The sequence below is a fragment of the Pseudoflavonifractor capillosus genome (genome assembly GCF_016899775.1).
Classification (GTDB): domain Bacteria; phylum Bacillota; class Clostridia; order Oscillospirales; family Oscillospiraceae; genus Lawsonibacter.
In genome coordinates, this window is record NZ_JACJJE010000099.1 from 1 (window position 1) to 5294 (window position 5294).

Below are 5294 nucleotides of genomic sequence, written 5' to 3' on the forward strand. Positions count from 1 at the left end.
GCAACTACCATTTTACTGGCTTTTCCTCTTTGAGTCACTCTTTTTATTTACTGTTGCACTTGCATTGTAAATCGGCACGCTGGGAAAGTACCTCGCCGCCCGCAGGCGGCGAAACCTCCCTGCCAAGAAACGAAACCGCTCTATCATCGCCCCCTCATCCGTCACGGCTTCGCCGTGCCACCTTCCCCCCAAGGGGAAGGCTTTTTGGGGGGAGCCCCCTCATCCGCCCCAGTGTGCGCACTGGGGCACCTTCCCTCCGAGGGGAAGGCTTTTGGGGGTGCGGCTTAGGAGAGCCGCTTCAGGATGGCCCGTGCCGCCTGCACGCCGGAGGCGCCCGCCTGGGCCAGGCCGCGGGTGACGCCGGCGCCGTCGCCGGCGGCGAAGAAGTTGGGGATGGCGGTCTCCAGCTCCTCGCTGAGCTGGAGCCGGGCGGAATAGAACTTCACCTCCGCGCCATAGAGCAGGGTGTCGTGGTTGGCGGTGCCCGGGGCGATCTTGTCCAGGACGTAGATCATCTCGATGATGTCGTCCAGCTGCCGCTTGGGCAGGGCCAGGGACAGGTCGCCGGGGACGGCGGCGGTGAGGGTGGGCCGGGTGAAGGATTTACTTAGGCGGTGCTCGTTGGTGCGCACCCCCTTCACCAGGTCGCCGAAGCGCTGGACCAGCACGCCGCCGGCCAGCATGTTGCTCAGGGAGGCGATGTGCTTGCCGTAGCGGTAGGGCTCGTTAAAGGGCTGGGTGAAGCGGTTGGACACCAGCAGGGCGAAGTTGGTGTTCTCACTGCGCAGCTTGGGGTCGGCGTAGGAGTGGCCGTTCACCGTGTTGATACCCTCCACGTTCTCGGCCACCACGTGGCCGTAGGGGTTCATGCAGAAGGTGCGCACCTGGTCCCCGTACTGCTGGGTGCGGTAGACCAGCTTGGACTCGTACACCACGTCGGTGATGTGCTCAAAGACGGAGGCGGGCAGCTCCACCCGCACGCCGATGTCCACCTGGTTGTTCAGCAGCTCCAGCCCCAGGCCCTTGCACTGCTCAGAGAACCACTCGGCGCCGGAGCGGCCGGGGGCGGCGATGAGCCGCTTGCAGGCCACCTCCTCGCCGCTGCCCAGGGTGAGGCGGAAGCCCCCCTCCCCGTCCTGGGCGATGTGCTCCACGGCGGTGTTGAAGCGGAACTCCAGCTTGTCCTTCAGACCCTCGTAGATGTTCTGGAGAATGCGTAAATTGTTCTCGGTGCCCAGGTGCTTGCACCGGGCCTGGAGCAGGTGCAGGTCAAAGCCCAGGGCCTTTCGGGCCAGAGCCTTGGCCTCGGCGCTCTCGGTGGAGAACACCTCCTGGGTGGCCCCGTGGGCAACGTTGATGGAGTCCACGTAGTCGATGAGCTCCATCACATGGCGGGGCTCCATAAAGTCGGTGAGCCAGCCGCCGAACTGGGTGGTGAAGTTGAACTTGCCGTCGGAAAAGGCCCCCGCGCCGCCGAAGCCGCACATGGTGTCGCACACGGAGCAGTGGATGCACTCCCGCACCTTGCCCGCCACAATGGGGCAGCTGCGGTGGTAGATGTCCCGGCCCTGGTCCAGGGCCAGCACCTTCAGGCCGGGGCGGTGGTGGGCCAGCTCATAGGCAGCAAAGATGCCCGCCTCGCCGCAGCCCAGGATGGCAACGTCATAGATGGGATTCATGGGGTGTCTCCTCTCTCACTTTCCTCGGAAATTGCGGCCCACGCCGGGCCATATCATATCAGGATACATTATACCACATTTTTTGCTCCAGGAGAAGAAATTTTCTCTTGTTTTCCCCCATCCGCCCTCTGTTTTTGCAGGCCGCCGCCTCCGCCGCGCCGGTCTGCCGCCCGACTCCGCCTCGGGGAGCGGAAAGAAATTTCCCCCGGAAGGCGGTGAAAAATTGGAAAAAGTGAAAATTTCCTGTTTACCTCAACGCTTTACTGTGTTAATATAAGGAAAGAATGGACGGACCGGCGGACTGCGCCGCCGGCCGGCCGCAGAAAGGAGCCGCGATATGGCAAAGGCAGGACGAAAGGAGCACAGTCTGGCGCTCTACGAGACCATCTTGAAGCTGAAGGACCTGGACGAGTGCTGCCGGTTTTTTGAAGATCTCTGCACCCCCACCGAGCTGCAGGCCATGGAGCAGCGCTTTGATGTGGCTGTCTATCTCCAGCAGGGCCTGGTCTATCTGGACATCCTGGAGAAAACCGGGGCCAGCAGCGCCACCATCAGCCGGGTGCGCCGCTCCATGCTGGAGAACGGCGCCGGGGGCGTGATGCAGGACATCATCATCCGGGAGGGGCTGGATCAACCCAAATAGAGCCGCCCCAAAGAATTTTGCAAGAAAGCAGGGAGTAACGCGATATGAAACAACTGATGCTGGGCAACGCGGCCGTTGCCCGTGGACTGTACGAGGCGGGATGCTGTGTGGTCTCCAGCTATCCCGGCACCCCCAGTACCGAGATCACCGAGGAGGCCGCCAAGTTCGACGACATCTACTGTGAGTGGGCCCCCAATGAGAAGGTGGCCATGGAGACCGCCTTCGGCGCCTCTCTGGCGGGCCGCCGCTCCTTCTGCGGCATGAAGCACGTGGGCCTGAACGTGGCCGCCGACCCGCTGTTCACCGTCTCCTACACCGGGGTGAACGCGGGCATGATCATTGTGGTGGCCGACGACGCGGGCATGCACTCCTCTCAGAACGAGCAGGACTCCCGCCACTACGCCAAGGCCTCCAAGATCCCCATGCTGGAGCCCTCCGACTCCGCCGAAGCCCTCTCCTTCACCAAGCTGGCCTATGAGCTCTCCGAGGAGTTCGACACCCCCGTCATCATCAAGATGTGCACCCGGGTGGCCCACTCCCAGTCCCTGGTGGAGACCAGCGAGCGGGTAGAGCCTCCCATGAAGCCCTATGAGAAGAACATCGGCAAGTACGTGATGATGCCCGGCAACGCCATCCGCCGCCACCCGGTGGTGGAGGAGCGCACCCGCAAGCTGGCCGCCTACGCCGAGACCAGCCCCCTGAACCGCCTGGAGGAGGGGAGCGACCGCGCCCTGGGCATCATCACCTCCAGCACCTCCTACCAGTACGTGAAGGAGGTCTTTGGGGACCGCTATCCCGTGCTCAAGCTGGGCATGGTGTGGCCCCTGCCCAAGCAGAAGATTCTGGACTTCGCCGCCTCGGTGGACAAGGTGGCCGTGGTGGAGGAGCTGGACCCCTTCCTGGAGGACTACTGCCGTGAAATCGGTCTGGACGTGCTGGGGAAGGACGTGCTTCCCATGGAGGGGGAGTTCTCCCAGAACCTGGTGGCCGCCAAGCTGGGCGGCACGGTACATACGGGGAAAACCCTGGAGGACGTCATCCCCGCCCGTCCCCCCGTCATGTGCGCCGGCTGTCCCCACCGCGGCCTGTTCTACACCCTGAACAAGAACAAGTGCACCGTCATGGGCGACATCGGCTGCTACACCCTGGGGGCGGTGGCCCCTCTGGCCGCCATGGACATGACCCTGTGCATGGGCGGCTCCATCAGCGGCCTCCACGGCTTCAACAAGGCCCGGGGCGCCGAGAGCGAGCACAAGACGGTGGCCGTCATCGGCGACTCCACCTTCATGCACTCGGGCATGACCGGCCTGGCCAACATCGCCTACAACCAGTCCAACTCCACCGTCATCATCCTGGACAACTCCATCACCGGCATGACCGGCCACCAGCAGAACCCCACCACCGGCTACAACATCAAGGGGGACCCCGCCGGCAAGATCGACCTGGAGTCCCTGTGCCGGGCCATGGGCTTCAAGCGGGTGCGGGTGGTAGACCCCTACAACCTGAAGGAGTGCGACCAGGCGGTGAAGGAGGAGCTCTCCGCCGACGAGGCCTCCGTCATCATCTCCCGCCGGCCCTGCGCCCTGCTGAAGTACGTCAAGCACAAGGCGCCTCTGGCGGTCAACAAGGACAAGTGCATCGGCTGCAAGAGCTGCATGAAAATCGGCTGCCCCGCCATCTCCATGAAGGAGGGCAAGGCCCACGTGGACTTCACCCAGTGCGTGGGCTGCGGGGTCTGTGAGCAGCTGTGCCCCGTGGGGGCCTTTGAGAGCACCGGCAAGGAGGGTTAAGGCAAGATGGAAACCAAGAATATTATGATTGTAGGCGTGGGCGGCCAGGGCTCCCTGCTGGCCAGCAAGCTGCTGGGCCACCTGCTCATGGAACAGGGCTACGACGTGAAGGTGTCCGAGGTCCACGGCATGTCCCAGCGAGGCGGCAGCGTGGTCACCTACGTGCGCTACGGCGACCGGGTGAACTCCCCGGTCATCGACAAGGGGGAGGCCGACTTCATCGTCTCCTTCGAGCTGCTGGAGGCCGCCCGGTGGCTGAGCTACCTGAAGCCCGACGGCCAGATCGTCACCAACACCCAGCAGATCGACCCCATGCCCGTCATCACCGGGGCCGCCCAGTACCCCGAGAACCTGGTGGAGAAGATGAAGGCCGCCGGGGCCAAGGTGGACGCTCTGGACTGCCTGAAGCTGGCCGAGGAGGCCGGTTCCTCCAAGGCGGTGAACATCGTCTTGATGGGCCGGCTGTCCCACTACTTCGACCTGCCCGAGGAGGCCTGGCAGAAGTCCCTGGAGGCTATGGTGCCGGCGAAGTTTTTGGAGCTGAATAAAAAGGCGTTTGAGCTGGGGAAAAACGCCTGATTCCTTCTAATTTTAAAAGGGGGAGTTTCGCCGCCCCGGCGGCGAGTGACTTTCTGGGCCAGAAAGTCACCAAAGAGCCGCCAAGGGGTGTGTGCAGAGAGACAGGCACGGCTTCGCCGTCCCTGCCTCAATGACACACACCCCCTGGACCCCCATTACGGGGGTTACCCCTTGGACATTGTGCAGCCCTTCCGGCGCGCAAAATCTGAGTGACTTTTTGCAATTTCTTCCGGGCCACTGGGCCCTGGGTGTGTAAAAATTTAGGACGAGTGCGGTTCCGCTTCTGCGCCTGCCTTTTCCGAACCAACGCCCCCAGTGCGAATCCTGCGCTCCCCTAAACCTTCCCCTCGGGGGGAAGGTGCCCCAGTGCGCACACTGGGGCGGATGAGGGGGCAGAGTTTGTACTCTTTTGTAGGGGCGGCACACTGGGCCGCCCGGCGGGTACGGACCGGCTTCGAGTGAAAGGAGTGCCCCAATGTCCATAACCAGCCTTCTGGCGGTGGGGACAGGCGGCGCCCTGGGGGCCATGGGCCGCTGGGGGCTCAACCTGCTACCCTTCCGGGGGGAGTTTCCCCTGCTCACCCCTGTCTCTTATACACATCT

At 63.4% G+C, this 5294-nt stretch carries 4 protein-coding genes; 3 read left to right on the top strand and 1 reads right to left on the bottom strand.

The annotated features are described in order from the left end of the window. Positions 1-284: 284 nt before the first annotated feature. Entirely contained in the window at positions 285-1679 is a 1395-nt protein-coding gene (locus H6B31_RS16130) for an NAD(P)/FAD-dependent oxidoreductase (protein WP_204899438.1), read from the bottom strand. Between the two features lie 337 nt (positions 1680-2016). Here H6B31_RS16130 and H6B31_RS16135 point away from each other — a divergent pair, with 337 nt between their 5' ends. The 3 genes from H6B31_RS16135 to H6B31_RS16145 are packed head-to-tail and all read left to right on the top strand — an operon-like array spanning position 2017 to position 4691. After that, on the top strand, positions 2017-2322 hold the full coding sequence (locus H6B31_RS16135) for a YerC/YecD family TrpR-related protein (protein WP_087292710.1): 306 nt from the start codon (positions 2017-2019) through the stop codon (positions 2320-2322). Between the two features lie 44 nt (positions 2323-2366). Next, on the top strand, positions 2367-4112 hold the full coding sequence (gene iorA, locus H6B31_RS16140; RefSeq protein ID WP_204899439.1) for an indolepyruvate ferredoxin oxidoreductase subunit alpha: 1746 nt from the start codon (positions 2367-2369) through the stop codon (positions 4110-4112). A 6-nt stretch (positions 4113-4118) separates the two neighbouring features. After that, positions 4119-4691, top strand: a complete 573-nt coding sequence (locus H6B31_RS16145) for an indolepyruvate oxidoreductase subunit beta (RefSeq protein ID WP_087292716.1) — start codon at positions 4119-4121, stop codon at positions 4689-4691. Positions 4692-5294: the final 603 nt, after the last annotated feature.

Coding starts and splice junctions, on each gene's coding strand:
- H6B31_RS16145 (WP_087292716.1), top strand. CDS start 4,119: ATGGAAACCAAGAATATTATGATTGTAGGCGTGGGCGGCCAGGGCTCC.
- H6B31_RS16130 (WP_204899438.1), bottom strand. CDS start 1,679: ATGAATCCCATCTATGACGTTGCCATCCTGGGCTGCGGCGAGGCGGGC.
- H6B31_RS16135 (WP_087292710.1), top strand. CDS start 2,017: ATGGCAAAGGCAGGACGAAAGGAGCACAGTCTGGCGCTCTACGAGACC.
- iorA (WP_204899439.1), top strand. CDS start 2,367: ATGAAACAACTGATGCTGGGCAACGCGGCCGTTGCCCGTGGACTGTAC.